This window comes from Stenotrophomonas terrae, from assembly GCF_001431465.1.
Taxonomy (GTDB): domain Bacteria; phylum Pseudomonadota; class Gammaproteobacteria; order Xanthomonadales; family Xanthomonadaceae; genus Stenotrophomonas; species Stenotrophomonas terrae.
This window is the reverse complement of sequence record NZ_LDJJ01000066.1, coordinates 1-22,121: the sequence shown is the minus strand read 5'-3', so window position 1 is coordinate 22,121 and position 22,121 is coordinate 1. Positions and strand designations below refer to the sequence as shown.

Here is a 22,121-nt window from a genome sequence, read left to right as displayed (position 1 = left end):
AGGGTTGGGAGGGGTGCTTTGCTCCTGATCGGATGCAAACCAATACGAACAACGCTGCCACGGCGTAGGACCATCCCCCGCGTTCACAAGAATGACGATAACCCGCACTTTTCGCGCCCAGACCTTGCCGTAACCGCCGCTTGCCGCAGTGCCGCATCCGCCACGGCCTTTCGGGTTTAAAATCGGCAGTTATCCCCTGAACCGGTTCCAGATCAATGCGTTCTTCGTTCCTGATGCTGCCCCTGGCCGTGGCGCTTGTCGCCGGCTGTGCCAAGGAGCCTGCAGCTCCCACCGTCGACCCCGTCGCCCAGAAGCCCGCCGCCGCCGTGAATACCGTCAGCCGCAGCCACGATGAAAGCTCCTACGCAGAACCCGACAAGGTCGTCATCAAGGACCTGGCGCTGGATCTGAAGGTCGATTTCGACGCCAAGCAGATCGGCGGCACCGCCACCTATACGCTGGAGTGGAAGGACAAGGCGGCCAAGCAGCTGCTGCTCGATACCCGCGAGCTCACCGTTGAAAAGGTTGAAGCCATGGCCGCCGATGGCACCGCCACTGCGCTGCAGTTCGCGCTGGCGCCGGCCGACAAGGTGTTCGGCAGCAAGCTGAGCATTGAAACCCCGGACCAGCCGACCTCGGTGCGCATCACCTATCACACCGCGCCGACCGCCTCCGGCCTGCAGTGGCTGGACCCGGCGATGACCGAGGGCAAGAAACTGCCCTTCATGTTCAGCCAGTCGCAGGCCATCCACGCCCGTTCGTGGGTGCCGCTGCAGGACACCCCGAGCGTCCGCTTCACCTATAGCGCGCACGTTACCAGCCGCCCGGACGTGATGGTGCTGATGAGCGCTGACAACGATCCCAAGGCCGCACGTGATGGCGATTACGCCTTCAAGATGCCGCAGCCGATCCCGTCCTACCTGCTGGCCATCGCCGCCGGTGACCTGGTGTTCGAGCCGATCTCCGAGCGCTCCGGCGTGTGGGCCGAGCCGGCCATGGTCAACAAGGCCGCCAAGGAATTCGAAGACACCGAGAAGATGATCGGTGCCGCGGAGAACCTGTACGGCGAATACCGTTGGGGCCGTTACGACATGCTGGTGCTGCCGCCGTCGTTCCCGTTCGGCGGCATGGAAAATCCGCGCCTGACCTTCGCTACCCCGACCGTCATTGTCGGCGACAAGTCGCTGGTGTCGCTGGTCGCGCATGAATTGGCCCACAGCTGGTCCGGCAACCTGGTGACCAACGCCAGCTGGAAGGACATCTGGCTCAACGAAGGCTTCACCACCTACGTGCAGGGCCGCATCACCGAGGCGCTGTACGGCACGGAGATGGCCGAGATGGAGCGCGAGATCGACCAGACCGATCTGCTCAACGAAGTGAAGGACATGAGCCCGGCCGACCAGGCACTGGCACTGCCGCCGCTGAACGAGCGTGACCCGGACGAAGCGCTGAGCAACGTGGCCTATGTAAAGGGCGCATGGTTCCTGCAGTTCCTGGAGCAGCGTTTTGGTCGTGCGGTGTTTGATCCGTTCCTGCGTGGCTGGTTCAACGACCATGCGTTCCAGAGCGCCAATACCGACCAGTTCGTCGAGTACATGAAGAAGAACCTGCTGCCGAAGAATCCTTCGGCGGTGACCGATGCCGAATTGAAGGCATGGCTGGAAGAGCCGGGTATTCCGGCATTCGCCAGCAAGGCCCGTTCGCGCAACTTCGCCGTGGTGGACACCGCACGCATTGCCTTCCTGGGTAGCAGCGCGCTGCCGAGCAACCAGGTAACGCGCGAGTGGAACACGCAGGAATGGGTGCGCTTCATTGACGGCCTGGGCGCAACCCAGCCGATCGAGAAGCTGGCCGTGCTGGACAAGGGTTACCACTTCACCGGTACCCCGAACGGTGAGATCGCGATGCGTTGGTACCCGCTGGCAATCCGCAGCGGCTACACCGATGCGCAGGCCGCTGCCGGCGAGTTCATCCAGCGCGTGGGTCGCCGGAAGCTGGTGCTGCCGATCTATGCCGAGCTGCTGAAGACGCCGGAAGGTCTGGCCTTCGCCAAGGAAGTGTTTGCCAAGGCCAAGCCGGGCTATCACCCGATCACCACCGCCTCGGTGGAAGACATGATCGCCAAGGCCGAAGCCGCACCGAAGCAGGAAGCTGCGCCGAAGCAGTAATCGGCATCGGCATGCTTCAACGCAAACGGCGAGCTTCGGCTCGCCGTTTGTTTTTGTGTTGCCGTGAACGCAAGGAGTTCCGTACGTTCCGTAGCCCGGGTAAGCACAGCGCACCCGGGGCCGTTAGCGCGGAGCTTTTTTTGTAGAGCCGAGCCATGCTCGGCTGGGGCTCTACCGGTGAGGCCTCTGCCGAGCATGGCTCGGCACTACAGGGTGGCGGCTTTGTTGAACAGTTTGTGCGAGGGGCCAGAGCACGACGGCTTCCGGCGCGGGTTTCGCCGTCGCCGCCATCAGACTTCGATCACCGCCCTCAGTTGTCGCTTTTTGTCGCAGCAAGCGGCAGGTCTTTCAGGACCGCCTTGTCGATCTTCGCCGCTACGCCCACGCTGCGACCGGCCAGATTGACCACGTTGTACTGCGCTGCCACACCGAGTACCTGGGTGGCTTGCGACATATCCAATGCATAGGACTGGCGCAGCCACTGCAGCATGCCCGAGGTCGCCAGGCGCAGCGCGTCGTCGCTGGAGCCGGCTTGCCCCAGGGTCATGATCTGCGTGGGCGATTCCACGCGCGGTGTGGCGATGGCGTGCTTCTTGATCAGTTCAACCTTCACCACCACATCCAGCGAGGTTTCCAGCGCCCATTGGCTGGTTTCACCGTCGCCCTGCAGGGCGTGGCCATCGCCGAGATAGAGCAGTGCACCCGGCTGCTGCACCTGCAGGTATACCGTGTTGCCTTCGACCACGGCGTTGAAATCCATGTTGCCGCCGAAGTCGCCGGTATCGCCGGTGGAGAAGGGCGGGTAACCAAATTCGGGGGCAACGGCGAGACCGCCGAGCATTGGCTTGACCGGGATTTCGAAGTTCTTCAATGCAGCGCTGGCGCCTTGCGGCCGCGCCACGCCACGCACGCGGTCCAGTTGCCAACGCACCGGATTGCCCAGCGTCGCGGTTTCGGTGGCGATACGCGGGGTCTTCAAACGGCCGACGATGCCATCAAGGCTGTCGGCGTAGTCGCGGTTGAGCTTGAGCGCGCTGATCGTGATCGCCAAGGTGTCGCCGGGCTCGGCACCGGCGACGAAAAAGGGGCCGACCTGCGGGTTGCCGAACAAGGCGCGGGTGACGCCGTTCTCGTCGACGCCGCCCGAATCCAGCGTCTTGGTCTGCACCGAATCACCCGGCCAGATCACCAGCACCGGTGCGCGATCAGCACTGAAGGTGTTGGAGTAGTCGGTGGGCATGAAGTGGTGCAGGCGCGGTGCGCTGTCCGCTCGCGTAGGCACCCGCCATGCGCTGAATGTGTGTGCTGCACGCGCGCTGCGATTGTTGGTGTCTGGCTCGTCGCTGCGGCCCTGCATGCGCTCGCCATCGATGCGGCCATCGTAGTGATAGACCTGGCCGTCGCTGCCGGTTGCGGTGAACTTCAACTGCGCGCCGTTCAAGCTGCCGCTTATCGGGTCACCGCCCAATGTTCCGCTGACACGCGTGCCCTGCACGTCCAGATTCAAGGTCTGCTGGGCGCTGTTGCCCCACAGGTCGGTGGCCAGGATCCATTGATCGGCGGCGAGGGCATTGAGCGGGAGCACAAACAACAACAGCGAAGACAATTTCAGTGAAGTGCGCACGTTGCGTGTGTCTGCGAAGGGCCCGATGGGCGTGTTCGCAGAGTCTACGAATGCTTATGTCGCCGGCGCAGTGTCAAACGTAACGACACCTGTAGTCAGTTCGGCTGCCGGGGCGGTTTACTGATGCCGGTCCCGCGCTGCACTCAGGCCTTGAGCGCGCGCAGCGCCAGGAACATGTCCACGCAGTCGTGCATCACCCGCTGCTGCGCAGCCGCGTCCAAGGGCGCGGCGCCCATTGCGATCTGTGGCCAGAACGCAAACGCCTTGACCATGCCCTGCAGCTGATGGGCGGCCTCGGCCGGGGCGATGTCATCGCGCAGGCGGCCATCGGCCTGTGCGGCGCGGATCCAGCTGGTCAGGCCTTCTTCCTTCTCGGCCAGCTTGTCCATCATCACCCGTGCCCGCTCGGGTGCATGCACCAGTTCGGCCATGGCTACCCGCGACAGATCGATGAAGTTGGGGTCACTGAGCAAGTGCAGTTTCTGTGCGACGAAGGCCAACAACTGCTCACGCAGGGGACGGGCCGGGTCGTAGCCGGGGGCATCCAGCGCTTGGCTGGCTTCCCACAGCTGCCAGAGGATGGCGGTGAACAGCTCGTCCTTGCTGGCGAAGTGGTTGTAGACCGTGCGCTTGGACACCTCGGCGGTGGCTGCGATGCGGTCCATGCTCGTGCCGGCAAAGCCCAGTTCGCGGAACTCGGCCACGGCCGCGCGCAGGATGGCTTCGCGCTTGCGGTCGGTCAGGCGGGGCGGGCGCTGGTGGTCGGTCATCTGGTCATTTTACACCGTTCAGTTTACTTTCCGGAAAATGGAAGTAGACTCGTCGGTGTACTTTCAGCGGCGACCCCAGCCATGAAGCGTCGCCTGCCTCGTTTCCTCCTTCTTATGACGGTGCTGATTGCCATGTCCATTGGCCTGCTGACCTGCGGTGCGCATCCTGCCGCTTCCTATGACCAGTCGCCGCAATACGGCGATGGCCGCTTCCACAACCCGGTCAAGAAGGTTCCGCTGGGTTTCGTGCGCGGTGCCAAGGTGTGGTGGCGCTTCCTGTTCGACAAGCCGGCCGATGCCGCGCCGCGGGTGGCGATTCCGGTGCATGCATTGACCCGGCAGGCGTTGCTCGACGCGCCGGACGACAGCCTGTGGCGGCTGGGTCACTCGACCATGCTGATGAAGCTGGACGGCCATTTCTGGCTGACCGATCCGGTGTTCTCCGAGCGCGTATCGCCCTTTTCGTTCATGGGGCCGAAGCGCTTCCATGCACCGCCCTTGTCGATCGACGAGCTGCCAGAAATCACCGGTGTGATCATCTCGCACGACCACTACGATCATCTCGATCACGACGCGGTATTGGCGCTGGCGCCGAAGGTGCGGCACTTCGTTACCGCGCTGGGCGTTGGTGATCGTTTGATCAGCTGGGGCATTCCGGCGGACAAGATTACCCAGTTGGACTGGTGGCAGGAAACGCGGGTCGAAGGAGTCAAGGTTGCGGCAACGCCGGCACAGCACTTCTCCGGCCGCGGCGTGTCCGATGGCAACCGCACCTTGTGGGCATCGTGGGTGATCGATACCGGCAACACGCGGATCTTCTTCAGCGGTGACAGTGGTTACTTCGATGGCTTCGCAAAAATCGGTGAGCGCTATGGCCCGTTTGATTTGGCCATGGTCGAAACCGGTGCCTACGATGCCGATTGGCCGGACGTGCACATGCAGCCCGAGCAGAGCCTGCAGGCGCACCTGGACGTGCGTGGCAAGGTGATGATGCCGATCCATAACGGCACCTTTGACCTGGCCCTGCATCCATGGACCGAACCGTTCGAGCGGATTACTGCATTGGCGGCGGAGCAGGGCGTCACGCTGACCGCGCCGCAGATGGGCGAGCGCCTGGATATCCGTGCGCCGGCGGCTTCAACGCAGTGGTGGCGGCAGGCCGAGCTGGGCGGGCAGTAAGGCCCGGCGCAGGCCTGCGTGCGCAGAACGCATCCCGCTGCCAATCGTCAATCGTCAACTTGTTCTAAAGTGATCGATGTCGCGCGCCCATCCGCGCCCCGTCCACTGGAGCTGTTTGATGAAACCCTTGATCCTCGGCGCGGTATGCGTCTTTGCCCTGGCCGCTTGCAGCAACCCGGAGGCCGAGCGCCAGCAGCAGGAAGCCGCCGCGGCGCAGGAGCGTGCCAAGCGCGAGGCCGATGCCGAAGGTATCGGCAAGCTCTATGACGCCGCCATCACCGCCACCGATTGGGAGAAGGCGCGCATCCATGGCGCCGCGCTGCTCGATCAGTTCCCGGATTCGGCAACCGCGCAGCGTATCGAGCCGGGCTTTGCCGAGGTCAGGGAGAAGGCTGCCGCCGCCAGCGAACTGCGCCGCATGCAGGCCCTGTGGAACTACAACCAGGTGCCGGTGAAGGGGGGCACGCAGCGCTCGGCGGCGATCTACAGCAAGGACCGCGTGGAAGTGGACAGCAGCGGCGCCAAGCAGGTGAACCTGGTGTTCCGTGATCATCCGGAGTGGAAGCGGCACGCCTATCTGGTGCTGCAGTCCAGCGACTTCGCCAAGGCCTGTTACCGCGGCTGCCAGGTCAAGGTCAGCGTGGATGGCGCACCGGCCCGTAACATGGCCGCCCATCGCCCGGATACCGACGAGGCCATCGCCATGTTCATCGACGACAACCGTGGGCTGTGGCGGCAGGTGCGCAAGGCCAAGGTCGTCGAGATTGAATTCCCGGTGCAGGCCGGTGGCACCCGCAAGGCAGTGTTCGAGGTCGGTGGGCTGGATGGCAGCCAGATGCCGAACTGGGATTGAGGCCGGTGCTCGCTGATGCGGCGGGGCGTTGCGACGTCGCCGCCAGCCGCCATTGGGTGTTCGACATGGATGGCACCCTGACCGAGCCGGTGCATGATTTCGAGTTGATCCGGCGCGAGCTGCAGATTCCGCCCGGTACCGACATCCTGCAGCACCTGGCCGCGCTGCCTCCCCAGCAGGCCGCCGACAGCCATGCCTGGCTGCTGCAGCATGAGCGCGCGTTGGCGGAAGGGTCGATTGCGGCAGCTGGGGCGGTGGCCCTGATCCGCGCGCTGCATGCCGACGGTTGCCGGCTGGGCATTCTTACCCGTAATGCGCGTGAGCTGGCCGAAGTGACCCTGGCAGCGATTGGCCTGGCGGATTGTTTTGCGGCCGGGGAGATCGTGGGCCGTTGGGAAGTGGAACCCAAGCCGTCGCCGGCCGGCCTGCAGTATTTTGCTGCGCGCTGGGAGGTGGCGCCTGCGACGATGCGCATGGTCGGCGACCATTACTACGATCTGGCCACCGCCAAGGCGGCCGGCGTGCCCGGGATCCTGATCAACATGCCGGAAGATAGCTGGCCGGGCATGGCGCAATGGCAGCTGCGTGATTGTGCGCAGTTGTTGCAGCAGTGGCAGGCCGCAGCGTCCCTGTAGAGCCGAGCCATGCTCGGCTGAGGCGTTACCGATAAAGCCTGTTGTTGTAGGAGCGGCGTAAGCCGCGAAGCTGGCAATGCTCGGTTGCAGGGTGATTGCGCGAGCTGGAGGTGTGTGAGCTTCGCGGCTTACGCCGCTCCTACATTGCCGTGCAGCTGATGGTTTGCTTGTAGGGCCTCTGCCGAGCATGGCTCGGCACTACAGTTGGGTTTGCTTGTAGAGCCTCTGCCGAGCATGGCTCGGCACTACATCGGGGATAAAAAAACGGCGCCTTGTGGCGCCGTTTTTCTTAGAGGCTGTAGCCGAACTGCTGCTTGAACTGGTCGTTGAACTCGGCGAAGTCGAAGCGCTGGTTCTGGGTGCCGGGGTGCTCCACCTTCAGCGCGCCCATCAGGTTGCTCATGCGGCCTACGGTCAGCCAGTCCATGCCCTTCTCGATGCCGAAGATCAGGCCGGCGCGGAAGGCGTCGCCACAACCGGTCGGGTCGACCACGCGGCGCTCGTGCGCCGGCGGAATGTCGAAGGTCTTTTCCGGGGTGTGGATGATCGCGCCGCGCGGGCCCTGGGTGGTGATGTAGGCCTTGGTCCGCGACACGATGTCGGTCTCGCTCCAGCCGGTGCGCTGCTGCAGCAGGTTGGACTCGTAGTCGTTGACCACCACGTAGTCGGCCTGCTCGATGAACTCGCGCAGCTCCGGGCCATTGAACAGCGGCAGCGCCTGGCCCGGGTCGAAGATGAAGGGGATGCCGCATTCCACGAATTCAGCCGCATTCTGGATCATGCCTTCGCGGCCGTCCGGGGCAACGATGCCGAAGGTGACGCCGGGTACGTCACGCACGTGGTTGTCGTGCGAGCGCATCATCGCGCCCGGGTGGAAGGCGGTGATCTGGTTGTTGTCGTGGTCGGTGGTGATGAAGCACTGCGGGGTGAACATGTCTTCCAGCACCCGCACCTGGCTCAGGTCGATTCCCATGCGCTCGAAGTGCTCGCGATAGGGGCCGAAATCCTGGCCCACGGTACCCATCGGGATCGGGCTGCCGCCCAGCAGCTTCAGGTTGTAGGCGATGTTGCCTGCACAACCACCCAGTTCGCGACGCATGCGCGGCACCAGGAACGACACGTTCAGGATGTGCACCTTGTCCGGCAGGATGTGGTTCTTGAACTGGTCCGGGAACACCATGATGGTGTCAAAGGCAAGGGAACCACAGATCAAAGCGGACATTGCTAACAGGCCTATACGTAAAGGGAAGTGCCGCCGCGCACGCGCAGGCGGACCGGCGCGACTGCGCGCCAAAGTGCGTAAGGTTACCGGCTGCGGCGGCCCACGGCCACAACCAAGGATGTACCGCAGCTGCCCGGCGTGGCCGAAAGCCCAGAATTCCCTAGGATTTTCCTTGCTCGGGCGGGGGTGGGTTGATAGGCTAACTGCCCTCATTTTCTGCCCATTTTTTCGCCAACCGGCGTGGGCACGACACCCGTCAGGATCACTTCCCAGATGTTCAAGAAGCTGCGTGGCATGTTCTCCAATGACCTGTCCATTGACCTGGGCACGGCCAACACCCTTATCTATGTTCGCGGCCAGGGCATTGTGCTGAACGAGCCGTCGGTCGTGGCCGTGCGCCAGGACCGTGCCATCGGTGGCACCCGCTCGGTGGCTGCCGTCGGCGCCGAGGCCAAGCAGATGCTCGGCCGTACCCCGGGCCATATCACCACCATCCGCCCGATGAAGGATGGCGTCATCGCCGACTTCACCTATACCGAGGCGATGCTCAAGCACTTCATAAAGAAGGTGCACAAATCCCGCTTCCTGCGCCCCAGCCCGCGCGTGCTGGTGTGCGTGCCGGCCGGCTCCACCCAGGTGGAGCGCCGCGCCATCAAGGAATCGGCCGAAGAGGCCGGTGCACGTGATGTGTTCCTGATCGAAGAGCCGATGGCCGCTGCCATTGGTGCCGGCATGCCGGTCACCGAGGCGCGCGGTTCGATGGTCATCGATATTGGCGGCGGCACCACCGAAGTGGCAGTCATCTCGCTGAACGGCATCGTCTACTCGGCGTCCGTGCGTATCGGTGGCGACCGTTTCGACGAGTCCATCACCAATTACGTGCGCCGCAACCACGGCATGCTGATCGGTGAAGCCACCGCCGAGCGCATCAAGGTCGAGCTGGGCTGCGCCTACCCGCAGGCGGAAGTGATCGAGATGGAAATCTCCGGCCGTAACCTCGCCGAGGGCGTGCCGAAGATGATCAAGATCAGCTCCAACGAGGTGCTCGAAGCCCTGCACGAGCCGCTGTCGGGCATCGTCTCGGCGGTCAAGCTTGCGCTGGAACAGACCCCGCCGGAACTGTGCGCCGACGTCGCCGAGCGCGGCATCGTGCTGACCGGTGGTGGCGCCCTGCTGCGTGACCTGGACCGCCTGATCTCCGAAGAAACCGGCCTGCACGTGCAGGTGGCCGACGATCCGTTGACCTGCGTAGCCCGCGGTGGCGGTCGTGCGCTGGAGCTGGTGGACATGCACGGCAACGAGTTCTTTGCGCCGGAGTAATCCGCAGGGCAGGGGGGCGGGGGAATCGACAATGGGGGGCAGGCTTTGCCGCACCGTGGTCCACTTTCCAGCGCCCGCTACTGCGCTCCATCGGCGTGACGCCTGTCGCGCCGTTTCCATTCCCGATTCTTCATTTCCCTTTCCCAGCCTTCTGTCGTGCCCCCTTACGCCGGTCCTCCCGTAGCCTCCCGTCAAGGGGATGCCAGCAGCACGCTACGCTTGCTGGCGTACCTGGCCTTGGCAATCACCTTGATCGTGCTGGATGACCAGGGCGGCTGGATGTCGCGTCTGCGCGCCCAGGCCAATGTGCTGGTGCAGCCGATCTGGGCGCTGGCCGGTGTGCCGGGCCGGGTCGGTGCCTCGGTCAAGGACAACGCCGCCAGCCATAACCAGCTGGTCAATGAAAACCGCGAGCTGCGCAACCAGCTGCTGATCGCCAATGCGCGTCTGACCCGGTTGCAGACCGCCGCGCTGGACAACGCACAGCTGCGCGAACTGCTCAACGTGGCCGAGCGCAATGGCCTGGACGTGCAGCTGGCGCCGATCCTCGACATCGACCTGGATCCGGTCAAGCAGCGTCTGGTGCTGGATTCGGGCAGCCGCGCTGGCGTGCATGTGGGCCAGGCGGTGATCGATGCCGGTGGCCTGATGGGCCAGGTGATCGCGGTGACGCCGGCCCATTCGACCGTACTGTTGCTGACTGATCCGGACCATGCGGTGCCGGTGGCAGTGGCGCGCAACGGTGTGCGGCTGATCGTTTACGGGCGCGGCGACCGTCTGGAACTACGCGATATTCCGCTCAGCGCGGGCGTGGAAGTGGGCGATGAGATCGTCACTTCCGGCCTGGGTGGGCGTTTTCCGGCCGGTTTCCCGGTCGGCAAGATCCTCAAGCTGCGTCCGGACGATACCCACGCCTTCCTGGTGGGCGAGCTGGAACCGGCGGCCAAGCTGGACCGCGGCCGCAATGTGCTGTTGCTGCGCTCGGTGCCGGCTCTGCCGCAATTGCCGGACAGCAGTGAAAGCTATCTGCCCGGGGAAGCGACGACGGCCGCGCCTGCGGCTGCCCCGGGCAACCGCATGGCGGCGGCAGCGGCGCATGTTCCGGCTGCCGATCCGGCCGCAGACCAGGTTGTTCCGGCGCCGCAGGCATCGGTCAACACACCAGTAACCGCAGCATCAGCTGTTGAACGCGCTGCATCAACGCCAGCGGCAGTGCCGGTCGGCGAGGCGCCCGCGCCGGCAACGCCGGTGACTGGCGACAACCCCAACCCGCCACAGGTGCGCCCATGAGTCGTCTGCGCACCAAGGGCTGGGTAATGCCGGTCAGTTTCGTACTGGCCTTGCTGCTGGCCTTGATCCCGCTGCCGGAACTGTTGCTGCCGGCACGCCCGTATTGGCTGGCGCTGGTGCTGGCTTACTGGGTGATCGAAACCCCGGACAAGGTCGGGCTGGGCTTTGCGTTCTGCATCGGCCTGCTGGCTGATGTGATGTTTGGCGGCATTCTCGGCGAGCAGGCCCTGCGGCTGGTGGTGATGGCCTTCATCCTGCAGCGCTTCCGCGCGCGCATCCGCTTCTTCCCGCTGTCGCAGCAGGCGCTGGCGATGGGCGGGCTGCTGTTCAATGACCGCGTGATCGACGCTGCCATCCACCTGCTGGTGGGCGAGCCGCTGCTGCCATGGAGTTACTGGGTGGCACCGCTGCTGGGCATGGCCTTGTGGCTGCCGCTGTATGTGCTGCTGGATGCGGTGCGGTTGGGCAAGCGCGGACGCTGACGCATGGCTTCGCGCCGCCAGAACAAGAATCCCCATGCCGAGGCCGAGCAGTTCCGCCGCCGCGCCGCGATCGGCTTCCTCGGCGTGGTGCTGTGCCTGGGTTTTCTGGGTGCCTGGTATTTCAAGCTGCAGGTGCTGGACCACGACATCTACGCTACCCGCTCCGAAGCCAACCGCATCAAGGCGCGGCCGGTGGTGCCCGGGCGCGGCCTGATCTATGACCGCAACGGCCGCCTGCTGGCCGAGAACGTGCCGGCCTTCCGTCTGGATGTCACCGCCGACAAAGTCCAGGACATGAACGCCACCTTGGCGGGGCTGCAGAAGATCTTCTCGCTCAGCGAGGAGGACATCGAGCGCTTCAAGCAGTCGCGCAAGGCGCGCCGCGGCTTCATGCCAGTGACCTTGAAGCTGCGCGTCAGCGACGAGGAGATGGCACGCTTTGCGGTGGACCGCTGGCGCTACCCGGGCGTGGAACTGGAACCGTATCTGACCCGGCGCTATCCCTACGGCGATCTGTTCGGCCACATCATCGGCTACGTCGGCCGGGTCGATGACAAGGACCTGGAAGAGCTGGGCGAGGGCAATGCGGCGCTGACTCATATCGGCAAGTCCGGGCTGGAGCGTTTCTACGAAACCCAGCTGCGCGGCAAGATCGGCTACGAGCAGGTCGAGACCAATGTGCAGGGCCGTGCGATCCGCACGGTTGGGCGTGTGCCGGCGCAGTCGGGCACCGATCTGCGCCTGTCCATCGATGCTGACCTGCAACGCGCCATGGTGGCGGCCTTCGGTGAGCAGGAGGGCTCGGCGGTGGCGATCGATCCGCGCTCCGGCGAGATCCTGGCCATGGTCAGTCTGCCGTCGTTCGACCCCAATCTGTTCGTCAACGGCATTTCCCACGCCGATTTCAAGATGCTCAACGAGAACCCCTCGCGGCCGCAGTTCAACCGCCTGGTGTTGGGCGGCGTGGCGCCGGGTTCGACGGTGAAGCCCTTCCTCGGCCTGGCCGGCCTGGACAGCGGCCTGCGCCGGCCCGAAGACAAGATCCTGTCGCGCGGTATGTTCTACCTGCCGGGGGTGAGCCGTGGCTGGGGCGATGCCAACCGCGGTGGCCATGGCTGGACCGACCTGCGTAAATCGATCACGCAGTCGGTCAATACCTATTACTACCAGCTCGGTATCGACATGGGCATCGAGCGCTATGACGAATACATGGGCGGGCGCTACGGTTTCGGCCAGCCCACCGGCATCGACCTGGCCGGCGAGATCGGCGGCATTCTGCCGTCGCCGGCGGCCAAGCTCAAAGCCAACAAGGAGCGCTGGTATCCCGGCGACACGGTCAACGCCAGCATCGGCCAGGGGCTGTGGAAAGTAACGCCGCTGCAGCTGGTACGCGGCGTCGGTGGCCTGGCGACCGGGCAGCTGCGCACGCCGCATCTGGTGATGGAACAGCGTGCCGGTTTCGATCACGACTGGATGCCCACCCAGCAGCCGGCGAGCCGGCCGATCAGCCCGAATCCGGCCAATGTGCAGGTGGTGCGCGAGGGCATGATGGGCACCATGCAGCCCGGCGGCAGTGGTTGGCGGTCCGCGGCCGGTGCGCAGTACCGCATGGCTGGCAAGACCGGTACCGCACAGGTCATCAGCCGCAAGGGCACGGCGGCATTGAACCCGCGCAGCCTGCCGATGCACCTGCGCCATCGCGCGCTGTTTGTCGGTTTCGCCCCGGCCGAAGAACCGGTGATTGCCATCGCCATCGCCGTGGAAGGCGGCGGTTATGGTGGTTCGGCGGCCGCCCCGATCGCGCGCAAGGTATTTGATGCCTGGCTGCTCGGGGTAATGCCCGAAGGCCTGCAGCCGCTGGATGCCGAGCGTGGCACGGTGGCGGTGGGTGTGGCGACGTTCGATACCGAAGATGCCAGCTGGCGTGCGCGCGGTGAGCAGGTTGCGCCGCAGTTCGCCGATCTGCCGGTGATGGTCGGCACGCCTGCGCCTGTTCCGGGTGCGCCACTACCGGCCGCACCCGATGCGCTGCCGGCGGTCGCCCCGGGCGCCGCCCGTGGTCCCACGCCGGCAGCGGCGGCAACCGAGGTACGTCGATGAGGGATTTCCTGCGCTGGGCATTGGAGATGGGCCAGCGGCTCAGCCGCGGCCTGGACTGGCCACTGCTGTTTGCCTTGCTGGCCTTGATGGCGATTGGTCTGTCGGTGCTGGACAGCGCCGGTGGCAGTGGCCTGGTGATGGCGCAGGGCGCACGTTTTGCGGTGGGCCTGGTGGCGATGTGGGCGATCGCGCGGGTGTCGATCCTGCGCATCCGCGCCTGGACGCCGATGATCTATGCCATCTCCATGCTGCCGCTGCTGGCGGTGTTCGTGCTGGGCACCGGCAAGTACGGGCGGCAATGGTTGAACCTGGGCTTGTTCTACCTGCAGCCGGCCGAGCTGCTCAAGGTCAGCCTGCCGATGATGGTGGCCTGGTACCTCAACCGCATGCCCTTGCCGCCGCGCATTCCGGTGGTGCTGGTGGCAGCGGTGATCATTGGTGTGCCGACCGGACTGGTGATGCTGCAGCCGGACTTCGGCACCGGCGTGCTGATTGCTGCCAGCGGCGCTTTCGTGCTGCTGCTGGCCGGCCTGCCGTGGTGGTGGGTGGGCGTGGGCGTGGGCGGCGTTGCCGCTGCTGCGCCGGTGGCCTGGTTCTGGCTGCTGCGGCCCTACCAGAAGGACCGCATCATGATGTTCATGGACCCGGAGAGCGATGCGCTGGGCGCCGGCTGGAACATCATCCAGTCCAAGATCGCCATTGGCTCGGGCGGCTTCACCGGCAAGGGCTGGGGGCTGGGTTCGCAGTCACACCTGAACTTCATCCCCGAGCAGACCACCGACTTCGCCTTCTCCGTGCTCAGCGAGGAATACGGCTGGGTCGGCGTGGCGGTGGTGCTGGCGCTGTACTTGTTTGTGATCGGCCGCTGTCTGTGGATCGCGGTGGACTCGCGCGACACCTATTCGCGGCTGTTGGCCGGTGCGACCGGCCTGGCGTTCTTCGTCTACATCCTGGTCAACGGCGGCATGATTTCCGGCCTGCTGCCGGTGGTGGGTGTGCCGATGCCCTTGATCAGCTATGGCGGCACCTCGGCGGTGTCCTTGCTGGCCGGTTTCGGCCTGGTGATGGCGGTACGCGCGCACCGGCCGGTGCACGGCGGCTAGCGCAACGCTGTTGCGCGCATTGCAGATTCATCTCATGCAATGTTGCGAGCTTTGATCCAGATCAAACACCTGCCTTCACCAAACCTTCACACTACGCCCCGTCACCGGCGCGCTGTCCGCGCTGTGACAGCCAGCTCACCGTATGGGGCAGTTGGCAGGTCGGCAACTGGCGGAATGACGGGGGGAGCCGTCATTCCGGATCCTCCAGCGGCCGATGCGAGCGCCGGTCATCTCAGCGGGATGGGGAGATGGCCGGCGTTCTTTTTTTGGAGCGCCGCTTGTGAAGCCGTCGCCGGCGCTGCCAAGCGTCCTTTCTGCACGGCTGGCGGCCGTCACTGGCGCGGCAAACCTGCCGGCGGATTCATGTCCATGCACCCAACGTGGGATACCCGGGGCCGGCATCGCTCTCATCTTCGGAAAGATGGATATAGGCAAGCTGTTTTGGCGGTTCCGCTACATGCCAGAACATCCCTGCACCGGTTTTCTTGTCCAGCATGCACACGTCAAACGATGCCGTTACCCGCGCATCGCCCGCGCTGTAGCTCGCAAAAAAAGCGGTCAGCAGATCAAGGTGGTGGCGATGAAATGCTTGGATATCATCAAAGAAGAACGCCGGGCGCAGTTGCTTGTTGAATGCATCGTATTCGGCCTGTTCAAGCAGCTTGTCTGCGGACGAAAACTGCGTGGTGAAAGGTTTGATGATCTCGCAAAGGATGCGGCCTGTTGTGACCGACACGCAGTGCAGCTGAAGCCCTTCGCGCCCAGGTGCGGTGAAGAAGATATTTCCGGTGGAGACGTCAGGTGGGACACCGCTGTTTGTACGCATCTGTTTGGCAGTTTTGGCAACCTGCGCCAGATCTATGGGGCCGCCATCTTTCACGCACTTTAAGAAACATCTCAAAAAAATAGTCTTCAGAAAAACATCGCCGGAAGCGGTGAAAGCACCGTATTTCCACGGATAAACCTTACGGTAATTGGTGAATGTATATTCCGGTGCGCTTTGGTTTGACTGCCGCGTCAATACTGCGCAATGATCCCCGGCAAGGATTAGATGATCCTGCGTGTCGGCGGCGATGATCAGCGTCACTGCTGCAAATCTCCATGGAAAGTACATCGTATATAAAGGAACTATGACATGCCCGGCAACTTCATCGTCAAGGCCAGCGATCACGCGTTTCTGCAGGGCGAGTTCAGGGTAACTGAGCTGCCAAAGTTGCCGGACACCCGGCCAAAGCTGTTCGACGAAGCGTTTGTGCTGAAGGACAAGACAAGCGGCGAGCCTCTGCCCAATGTGTTCTATCGCATCCTGCTCGAGGACGGCAGCTATCTGGACGGCATCACCGATAAGTTGGGGCGTACGCAGGTTGTGAAAACAGCAACCTCCGAAGTGCTGTCTTTGGAAGTGAAGGGGGTTTAGCCGATGATCATCGTCCCCATTGCCCAGCACATCTTTCGTCGCATTGCCGATTCCACCACCTCGCCCCTATCCAGGACGGCGCGCAGGGAAGTTCGGGTCGAAAGGCCAGAGAACGTGCTGCATATCGACGCCATTGCGCTTGCACCGGAAATCTTCGAGGAAGATAGCGAGGCAGACGCAGACCGTGTGGCAATCGAAGGCTCAACTGAGCCGCAGGCGACCCCGCATAAACATCCTATGGTCAAGGTCGAGCCCTCGACCGACCGTATCGCACACCGCGAGCTGAAGATTCGCATCTGGAGCGAAGGCCATCCCGACAATCACCACGCAGGCAAGACGGTGACATGGACGATGGCGCCGTTGTTTGTGCGCCCGGTGGCAGAAGGCGAGGAGGCAGCCGTCGCTGTTTTTCGCGGCGATTGGGCGCAGGCAGCAGTGGTGCACCGTGACCGCTTCGAGACGCCAGCCGAGTTCACCGCCACCGGGTTTACTCGCCTCAGTCAGGAGCAGGCAACCACCACCGTAGACGATACCGGCCACACCGCCATCCGCATCAACCTGCCGCCCGTCGCGTTCAATGCCGCGCGCATCAGCGTGCAGTTGGAGGGCGAGGCTGCAGCAGTCGAGCTGATCGACCTGGAAGTGCCGGGCATCATCGTGATCGACCCTGGGCATGGGGGCGTGGGCAATGAGGCTGGCTCCTCGGCCAACAATGCGACATCCCACACCAGCCGCGTTCTGGAAAAAGAACTGACGCTTGATTTCGGCCTGCGGACCAGAACGGCATTGCGCGCGCTGCGCGTCGGGGAGAATCAGAACCTGCGGGTTCACTTGACGCGACCCGGCGACGAAAACAAAAGCGGAGAAGAACGTGCATTTGTGGGCCGGAACAAGGGCGCCGATATTCTGCTGAGCATCCATTTCAATGGCGCAAATACGGTGGCAAGAGGCACCGAGACATTGGTCCGCCCTCGCGCTACCAACGTGAACTTTGATGAGGACACCGCGTTGGCGCAAAGAGTGAATGACGCGGCATACAACGCAATTCTCGCGCATGACACCGGGGCAAGGAATCGGGGGATCAAATCTGAAAGGGATCTTGCGGTTTTAAGTGATAAGTCGTTGGGGAATACCACCGTCTATCACCCCTTGCGCGCAGCACTCCTGGAGGTGGAGTTCATCGATAACGAGAGCGTCGACAGGCTGCTCAGCATCGATGAGGGTTACGAGCAGGTCAGGCAGGATATCTGCGATGCCGTCGCCGGGGCATTGCTTGAAGATTTGAGGATGAATCAATGAAGCAGCTACGCCTATTGCGGGAAAACGCACTCTTTCACAGCAGCCGGGTGCTGCTTTGCCTGATCCTGTTTGCTGCGGTTCTCGTGACGGGTTGCACATCCGAAGCGGTGGCGGTGGCGGCGTCACCTGCTGAGTCCCCCCTCGCAACATCGCCATCGCCGACGGACCAGCGGGCAGTTCGCTATCGGCTGACAGGTGTGCCAGTGGACGAGGTAGCACCGCGACGGTTAGGAGAGTTGCCAGTCATGCTGGTCGGGTCTGGGCCTGAGCGCGAGCGGATCATTAAACACAATCTGGGCGTGATAAGGTCTGGTTCCCCATCGGGCAGGATTTCTGATGCTAAAGTCAGCCCGGGTCGGAAATGGGCTTTGGTCGATATCGGCGAAGCGGGGTATGCAATTGCTTCTGCTGAATCACTAGCCAAAGCATTCGAAAACGTCGCCAAGCCGCCGAGATTCCCCGATGGTTTCGATGATGCAACTGTTATTTATTGGGTCATTTACGACGATGATCACTTGATCGGGCAGGCCGACCTTCCTTCACTGGACCCGGGGGTGGGAATGACCCTTTCCGAAAAGGATTCGCTTCCGCCCCGGGATACGCTGATTTATATCTACACCCTCTCCAGCCGAACAACGACGCGCGCCGAGATTGACGGAACATTGCCGCGCCCCTTCCGCATTTCTGAAAATCCTGAAGGCCGTCTGCTTATTTTGAGTTTTGATGATCTCGAAGAGTTTGGCGCGAAGATCATTCTGATTCCGGAGCCTTGATCCCGGTCCGAAGACCGCGGTTTTATGCTTTCGTGCGTGCCCGAGCGTTATGCGTCGCCGACTTTTCTGGAAAGAGCGGGGGCCTATCCGGGTTGCAGTAGTCGGTCGGAGCATCTGCGATGCCGTCGCCGACGTATTGCTTGGAGATTTAAGGATGAATCAATGAAGCAGCTACACCTATTGCGGACAAACGCACTCTTTCACAGTAGCCGGGTGCTGCTTTGCCTGATCCTGTTTGGCGCGGTTCTCGTGACGGGTTGCACATCCGAAGCGGTCGCGGTGGCGGCGTCATCTGCTGAGCCCCCCCGTCGCAACATCGACGTCGCCGACGGAGCAGCGGGCAGTTCGCTATCGGCTGACAACGGTGCCAGCGGAGGAGGTGCCATCGAGACCGGGCGGGCAATTTCCATTTATGCTGGTCGGGTCACCGTATAAGCACGCACGGATACTTGATCAAAATCGCAAGATAATGAGGTCCGCTCCCGAGGGGAGGACAATTGTCAGTTTCAGAATAAGTAAAAATAAAAAATGGGTTCTTATCTATTTCGGCGATGCGGAGTATGCGATTGCTTCCACTGAATCATTCGAAGATATCGCCAGGCCGCCGATACAACCTGATGGATTCGAGGATGCGACTGGATTCAGTTGGTTCATTCTTGACGATGATCACCTGATCGGGCAGGCCGACCTTCCTTCACTGGACCCGGGGGTGGGGATGACCCTTTCCGAAAAGGATTCGCTTCCGCCCCGCGATACGCTGATCTACATCTACACCATTTCCAGCGGAACAACGACGCGCGCCGAGATTGACGGAGCATTGCCGCGCCCTCTCAATATTTCTGAGAATTCTGAAGGCCGTCTGCTTATTATGGATTCTTCTTATACCGTAAGGTCTGGTGCGAAGATCATTCCGTTTTTCGAGCCCTGACCCGCAGCGCTCGCTGGGATCTCCCCACCCGAGACGCCGGGAGTCGGTGCTGCAGCCATGAGAAGAACTGCAGCGCCATCGGGCTGATCCGGCCGTGGCAGCCACGGACCAAGGGTAGGCCCATGGACAGCACTGGCGTGGTGCTACTCCGGGCGGGACGGAGGGGCAGCGTTCCACTTGGGAGCCAATGGCCGTGCATTGGACAGTTGGCCAACTGTCTGGCGCATTCACCTTCAAAGGCAGTCGCAGGCAAGGGCCAAGCGCTTCAATCCTGTTGTGATTCATGGTCTTATTGATGGAAATTCATCTTTGACCTGCTAATCTCGCCCGATGATTAGACGCGCCCTGGTTTGTTGCCTCACCCTCGGCATGGTTGCCTGCGCAACCCAGCCGAAGTCTCCTGCACCCCTGCCGGCCCCGGCGGAAACTCCGGTCAAGCCGAGCAGCGGCCCGGCCGAAGCCGTACCCGAGGCACAGGCGGCCTTGCCGCCGGTCGACCTGACCCCGGTGCCGTTCGAAACCGCGCGCGCCAATTTCGTGCGTGACACGGCCGCCAGGTACCGGATCGACCCGGCCTATATCCAGGCCACCCTGGCCCAGGCGCAGATCCGCGAGCCGATCATCGCGGCGATGTCGCGTCCGGCCGAGCGGGTCAAGCCGTGGAATGAATACCGGCCGATGTTCATCACCCAGGCGCGCATCGACGGCGGCCGCAACTTTCTGGCCCAGCACCGCGATGAGCTGATGCGCGTGCAGGAACGTACCGGCGTGCCGGCTGAAGTGATCGTCTCCATCATCGGTGTGGAAACCAGCTACGGCCGCAATGCCGGCAACCACCGCGTGCTGGATGCGCTGTACACCCTGGCGTTCAAATATCCGCGCAGCGGCGACCCGGCCAAGCTGGAGCGCGAAGTGCGCCGCGAGCTGTTCTTCCGTGACGAGCTGGCCAAGCTGTTCGAGCTGAGCGCGCTGGAAAAACTCGATATCAACACGCTCAAGGGCAGTTATGCCGGGGCGATGGGCATGGGCCAGTTCATGCCGTCCAGCTATCTGGATTACGCGGTGGACGGCAATGGCGACGGCCGCCGTGACCTGTTCAACAGCTACGACGATGTGTTCTCGTCCATCGCCAATTACTTCGTCAAGAAGGGCGGCTGGATCCGAGGTGGCACGGTGGCAGTGCCGGCCACGCTGCAGGCCGGTTTCGAGGAGTTCAACCCCACCGACTGGACCCCGACCTATACGGTCACCGAGCTGGCCGCACGCGGCTATCAGCCGGTCACGCCGGTGCGTGCGGTCAACGCCAAGGCCACCCCGGTGACCCTGGAAGGCAGTGACGGCAAGCAGTATTGGCTGGGCTTCCAGAACTACTACGCAATCACCCGTTACAACATCTCCAAAATGTATGCGATGGCCGTGTTCCAGCTTTCCCAGGCCATCGCCGGCAAGGAGCTCCCCCCGGCATGAACACCAAGTGGCTGGTCCCTGCGTTGATCGTGCTCGGGCTGGCCGCCTGCAGCAGCGCTCCCAAGAAAACCGCATCGGCCAACGGCGGCGGTACCTCGCCGCGGCCGACGACGGTGGTGCAGGGACATGGCGGCGGACGTGGTGAATGCCCGGAGGGCTCGCCCTATGCGAAGGCGCAGGAAGACCTGTCCACGCGCGGCAACTACACCGCAGGCGGCCTGTACAAGCCCGGGGTGAACGACACCACGCCCGACTACGTGCCGAACGTGAATTGCATCCCCGAGCCGCTGGTGACCAATGAGCCGCGTTCGGCGGTGGGCAATAAATCGCCGTATACGGTGCTGGGCAAGCAGTACCAGGTGATGGACCGCGTCGACCGCTATGTTGAGCAGGGCACCGCCTCGTATTACGGACAGAAGTTCCACGGCCGGCTCACCTCCAACCGCGAGGTGTACGACATGTATGCCTTCACCGCCGCGCACAAGACCTTGCCGCTGCCCAGCTTTGCGCGGGTGACCAACCTGGACAATGGCGAGTCGGTGATCGTGCGGGTCAATGACCGTGGCCCGTTCCACGAAGGGCGGGTAATCGATCTCAGCTACGCCGCTGCGGTGCGCTTGGGTATCACCCAGCGTGGCACCGGCCGGGTGGAGGTGCATGGCCTGACTCCCGGCAGCGAGAACCTGCAGGCGTCCGCCGACAGCCGCCGCGGCCGTCGCGAGCGCGCTGCGGCGACCGTGGCTGCCGCTGCGCCGGCCGCACGGGTGACGCCCAGTCGCATGGACCAGCTGGTCGAGAAGCTGCCTGCCGCACCGGCCCGCCCGGTGGCGAGCAATGCCGATCATTTCGAGACCTGGATGAAGGACAACGGCGTGCGCGTGGCCACCGGTCGCCCGGCCACGACCACCGCTGCCGGCCCGGCGCCAGCACCGGTGAGCGTGCAGGCACTGCCGGCTGCCTCGGAGTTGCTGCAGTTCACCCCGCCCACGGCTTCGGCTGCGGGTGCAGCGGCGAGGGCTGCCGCCGGCCCGCCGCCGAAAACCGTGCCGGCTGACCCGGCCGCGCGCGCACTGGGCTCGATCCTGCTGCAGGTGGCCAGTTTCTCCAGCCGTGACAACGCCGCCCGCGCCCTGGGCCAGCTGTCGTCGGCGGGTATCGTTGGTGCCAGCCTCAGTGACATAGTCAGTGGCGGGCGTACCTTGTGGCGCCTGCGGGTGCCGGCAAGCGACAGCAGCAGCGCCTCGGAACTTGCCGGACGTATTGCCGGTCTGGGATTTGGCCTGCCGCAAGTGGTTCGCGATTAACCCCAGCCATACCGGGGTGCCGCCACGTGGCTGGCGTCGCCCTACAATGACCTCCCGAATTTTTCTTCCTCGTCCATCAGGAACCGTTTTCCGATGAAATTCCGTTTTGCCGCCGCCGCTCTGGCCACCACGCTCGTTGTGGGTCTGGCCTCCGCCCAGACGCCCACCCCAACGCCGACGCCCACGC

The 22,121-nt window shown here is 63.5% G+C and carries 20 protein-coding genes; 16 read left to right on the top strand and 4 right to left on the bottom strand.

Going from position 1 to position 22,121, the window contains the following annotated elements; genetic code table 11:
* The first annotated feature begins 215 nt into the window (after nt 1-215).
* Nucleotides 216-2,168 (top strand): M1 family metallopeptidase, encoded by a 1,953-nt coding sequence (locus ABB27_RS16835; RefSeq protein WP_057630065.1) that lies wholly within the window; start codon nt 216-218, stop codon nt 2,166-2,168.
* 310 nt (nt 2,169-2,478) lie between these two features.
* On the opposite strand, the gene ABB27_RS16830 is transcribed toward ABB27_RS16835, so the two are convergent.
* Nucleotides 2,479-3,792: an acetamidase/formamidase family protein gene (locus tag ABB27_RS16830; protein WP_211263730.1), complete on the bottom strand. Its 1,314-nt coding sequence runs from the start codon at nt 3,790-3,792 to the stop codon at nt 2,479-2,481.
* A gap of 143 nt (nt 3,793-3,935) precedes the next feature.
* Nucleotides 3,936-4,562: a TetR/AcrR family transcriptional regulator gene (locus tag ABB27_RS16825; RefSeq protein ID WP_057630063.1), complete on the bottom strand. Its 627-nt coding sequence runs from the start codon at nt 4,560-4,562 to the stop codon at nt 3,936-3,938.
* A 132-nt stretch (nt 4,563-4,694) separates the two neighbouring features.
* On the opposite strand from ABB27_RS16825, the gene ABB27_RS16820 reads away from it, so the two are divergent.
* From ABB27_RS16820 to ABB27_RS16810, 3 genes are all read left to right on the top strand, one after another.
* Entirely contained in the window at nt 4,695-5,741 is a 1,047-nt protein-coding gene (locus ABB27_RS16820) for an MBL fold metallo-hydrolase (RefSeq protein ID WP_057630069.1), read from the top strand.
* A gap of 118 nt (nt 5,742-5,859) precedes the next feature.
* Nucleotides 5,860-6,594, top strand: a complete 735-nt coding sequence (locus ABB27_RS16815; RefSeq protein WP_057630060.1) for a hypothetical protein — start codon at nt 5,860-5,862, stop codon at nt 6,592-6,594.
* 65 nt (nt 6,595-6,659) lie between these two features.
* A complete protein-coding gene (locus tag ABB27_RS16810; protein WP_057630067.1) occupies nt 6,660-7,229 on the top strand; it encodes an HAD family hydrolase in 570 nt (189 codons plus the stop codon).
* A 289-nt stretch (nt 7,230-7,518) separates the two neighbouring features.
* Here ABB27_RS16810 and ABB27_RS16805 read toward each other — a convergent pair whose 3' ends face one another.
* Nucleotides 7,519-8,451: a carbohydrate kinase family protein gene (locus ABB27_RS16805; RefSeq protein WP_057630058.1), complete on the bottom strand. Its 933-nt coding sequence runs from the start codon at nt 8,449-8,451 to the stop codon at nt 7,519-7,521.
* A 273-nt stretch (nt 8,452-8,724) separates the two neighbouring features.
* Between ABB27_RS16805 and ABB27_RS16800 the strand changes: the two genes are divergently transcribed.
* The 5 genes from ABB27_RS16800 to rodA all read left to right on the top strand — a co-directional run bounded on the left by ABB27_RS16800 (nt 8,725) and on the right by rodA (nt 14,746).
* On the top strand, nt 8,725-9,771 hold the full coding sequence (locus ABB27_RS16800; protein ID WP_017355500.1) for a rod shape-determining protein: 1,047 nt from the start codon (nt 8,725-8,727) through the stop codon (nt 9,769-9,771).
* A 156-nt stretch (nt 9,772-9,927) separates the two neighbouring features.
* Nucleotides 9,928-11,061, top strand: coding sequence for a rod shape-determining protein MreC (mreC, locus tag ABB27_RS16795; RefSeq protein ID WP_083491364.1), 1,134 nt, complete (start codon nt 9,928-9,930; stop codon nt 11,059-11,061).
* Entirely contained in the window at nt 11,058-11,543 is a 486-nt protein-coding gene (gene mreD / locus ABB27_RS16790; protein ID WP_057630056.1) for a rod shape-determining protein MreD, read from the top strand. The genes mreC and mreD overlap by 4 nt, the downstream gene beginning before the upstream one ends.
* A gap of 3 nt (nt 11,544-11,546) precedes the next feature.
* Entirely contained in the window at nt 11,547-13,643 is a 2,097-nt protein-coding gene (mrdA, locus tag ABB27_RS16785) for a penicillin-binding protein 2 (RefSeq protein WP_057630054.1), read from the top strand.
* Nucleotides 13,640-14,746: a rod shape-determining protein RodA gene (gene rodA, locus ABB27_RS16780; RefSeq protein ID WP_057630051.1), complete on the top strand. Its 1,107-nt coding sequence runs from the start codon at nt 13,640-13,642 to the stop codon at nt 14,744-14,746. The genes mrdA and rodA overlap by 4 nt, the downstream gene beginning before the upstream one ends.
* Nucleotides 14,747-15,107: 361 nt before the next feature.
* On the opposite strand, the gene ABB27_RS16775 is transcribed toward rodA, so the two are convergent.
* Nucleotides 15,108-15,833, bottom strand: coding sequence for a hypothetical protein (locus ABB27_RS16775; protein ID WP_152984648.1), 726 nt, complete (start codon nt 15,831-15,833; stop codon nt 15,108-15,110).
* 48 nt (nt 15,834-15,881) lie between these two features.
* On the opposite strand from ABB27_RS16775, the gene ABB27_RS16770 reads away from it, so the two are divergent.
* The 7 genes from ABB27_RS16770 (at nt 15,882) to ABB27_RS16745 (ending at nt 21,934) form a co-directional block, all read left to right on the top strand.
* Nucleotides 15,882-16,163, top strand: a complete 282-nt coding sequence (locus ABB27_RS16770) for a hypothetical protein (RefSeq protein WP_057630047.1) — start codon at nt 15,882-15,884, stop codon at nt 16,161-16,163.
* Between the two features lie 3 nt (nt 16,164-16,166).
* A complete protein-coding gene (locus ABB27_RS16765; protein ID WP_057630044.1) occupies nt 16,167-17,462 on the top strand; it encodes an N-acetylmuramoyl-L-alanine amidase in 1,296 nt (431 codons plus the stop codon).
* Nucleotides 17,459-18,235: a hypothetical protein gene (locus ABB27_RS16760; RefSeq protein WP_057630043.1), complete on the top strand. Its 777-nt coding sequence runs from the start codon at nt 17,459-17,461 to the stop codon at nt 18,233-18,235. Before ABB27_RS16765 ends, ABB27_RS16760 begins: the two co-directional genes overlap by 4 nt.
* A 162-nt stretch (nt 18,236-18,397) precedes the next feature.
* A complete protein-coding gene (locus ABB27_RS19800; protein WP_152984647.1) occupies nt 18,398-18,670 on the top strand; it encodes a hypothetical protein in 273 nt (90 codons plus the stop codon).
* Nucleotides 18,671-18,704: 34 nt separating this feature from the next.
* Complete coding sequence (locus ABB27_RS16755; protein ID WP_152984646.1) at nt 18,705-19,163, top strand: hypothetical protein; 459 nt, start codon at nt 18,705-18,707, stop codon at nt 19,161-19,163.
* Between the two features lie 330 nt (nt 19,164-19,493).
* Complete coding sequence (mltB, locus tag ABB27_RS16750) at nt 19,494-20,630, top strand: lytic murein transglycosylase B (RefSeq protein WP_057630039.1); 1,137 nt, start codon at nt 19,494-19,496, stop codon at nt 20,628-20,630.
* On the top strand, nt 20,627-21,934 hold the full coding sequence (locus ABB27_RS16745; RefSeq protein ID WP_057630037.1) for a septal ring lytic transglycosylase RlpA family protein: 1,308 nt from the start codon (nt 20,627-20,629) through the stop codon (nt 21,932-21,934). Before mltB ends, ABB27_RS16745 begins: the two co-directional genes overlap by 4 nt.
* Nucleotides 21,935-22,121: the final 187 nt, after the last annotated feature.